A 1,545-nucleotide genomic window follows, 5' to 3' on the forward strand; every position below is an offset into this window, starting at 1 on the left:
TTTTACACAGCGCGAGCTTTCAGGCAAGCGCTTTCTATTTGGACGATAGTTTTCCTCTTGTCTGAAGTTAACGAGGAACTTATCATCTAGTAGATTCAGTTAGATGGAGCGCAGAGTGCGGGGAAACCTGCACGCTCCTTGTTAAGCAGGGGAAAAGCTGGAGATAATTTCAAAGGCTTACCTATTGCTAACTAACCTGGAAAATAAGTAACATTTGATAAACCCAAAATTTTTATGACCAAAACCAATTTTCCGGGAGTAGAGAATCGGTTTTGGTTATAGTTCTGTTGGTGGTTTTTTTTGAAATTGTTGCCATAAAGGAAGTGCCCAATCAGGTAGCTGATTAACTTCAAAAGTTATTTTACCATCATTTATTTCTAATGTTATTTCTCCATCGTCTTTACTGTTATCAATTAGAATAAGGTTATCAATAATAGGAGCACATTCATAAAGGTGTTTAAATGAAGTTTTATCCCTTCTGAGAATATCTTCAGTTGGGATATGATGACCGCCATTTTTTACTCTCATTGCAACCCTTTCAATATTCTGATTAACATCATTGAGTGCAATGTAAAACATCGTCACTTCATAACCATATTCTTTGGCTTTGCTTATCTGTCTAAGTGCATTTTTTCCAGCAAGCGTTGTTTCAATAGAAAAGTCTTTACCTTCTTTGATATATTCATTAACCGATTTAATAACTTCTTTCCCTGCAGCAACCTTTTTTGCCTCCGGATTTTCCGAATCTAACCGTCGTGCAATAGCATCGGCATCAATGTTGATATCAACACCAATTTTGTCGATAATCAAATTGCGAAAAGTGCTTTTTCCACTACCGTTATTACCTGCAAACACAAAGAATATTGGCTGATGTGTATGCATTAAGATTCACCATCATTATTGAATGGACTAATTTTACCATTAGGAAATTCTTTTACAAGCTTCCCGTTTTTTTCATATATAATATATGTCTTATTTGCTTTGGCATCAATTTTTGCTCGCTCACCGGTCATCTTAGCCCATTTGTCAATCCAGCCGTATTTTCGTTTGGATTCATTGTTTTGCTGATTTAACATAGGAATCACCGCCTTTATTTAATTATATCAGATTGCTGATTTAATTATAATATTTGTTGCCTTCCAAATTGTTTTCCTCAATACTAATTAGTATCGGAAAATGATTGTTCTGCAAACGGGCGCGCGACAAGTTCCGCTATAAACGCTTTGAAGCGTGAACATGCGGGGAATTTTAATAAATTCTAACGTTACAACGGAGGATGGGAATGATGGAACCATGTTTCCTGAAACCATCCCGTCAACAAATCCTGCATGCGTCAAGGCTGACAGGCTTTGGGGTATGAAGCGCAGGTGATTCGGCAGAACGAAGGCTGAAGCCACTCCATTGGAGAAGGTATGCCGACGGATATGCCGCACGGCTGAAAAACTGGATAAGGTGAGAATGTTTTCGCGAAAAGGAACTGACGAACTTTCGAATGTACGGGTCTAAAGTTTGGCCATAAGGAAACCTTAAGGGTCATCCAACGAT

2 protein-coding genes are annotated in these 1,545 nt (G+C 38.1%); both read right to left on the reverse strand.

Features of this window, described 5'->3' with window-relative positions:
- Positions 1-276 precede the first annotated feature (276 nt).
- Positions 277-882 carry an ATPase gene (locus tag E4U82_RS19520; RefSeq protein ID WP_135111908.1) on the reverse strand — a complete coding sequence of 202 codons (606 nt, stop codon included), beginning with the start codon at positions 880-882 and terminating at the stop codon, positions 277-279.
- The gene (locus tag E4U82_RS19525) at positions 882-1,076 is read right to left on the reverse strand and encodes a hypothetical protein (RefSeq protein WP_135111909.1); all 195 of its coding nucleotides are present in this window, start codon (positions 1,074-1,076) and stop codon (positions 882-884) included. The genes E4U82_RS19520 and E4U82_RS19525 overlap by 1 nt, the downstream gene beginning before the upstream one ends.
- Between the last annotated feature and the right edge of the window lie 469 nt (positions 1,077-1,545).

It is taken from the genome of Lentibacillus salicampi (assembly GCF_004565465.1).
Taxonomy (GTDB): domain Bacteria; phylum Bacillota; class Bacilli; order Bacillales; family Amphibacillaceae; genus Lentibacillus; species Lentibacillus salicampi.

Coding starts and splice junctions, on each gene's coding strand:
- E4U82_RS19520 (WP_135111908.1), bottom strand. CDS start 882: ATGCATACACATCAGCCAATATTCTTTGTGTTTGCAGGTAATAACGGT.
- E4U82_RS19525 (WP_135111909.1), bottom strand. CDS start 1,076: ATGTTAAATCAGCAAAACAATGAATCCAAACGAAAATACGGCTGGATT.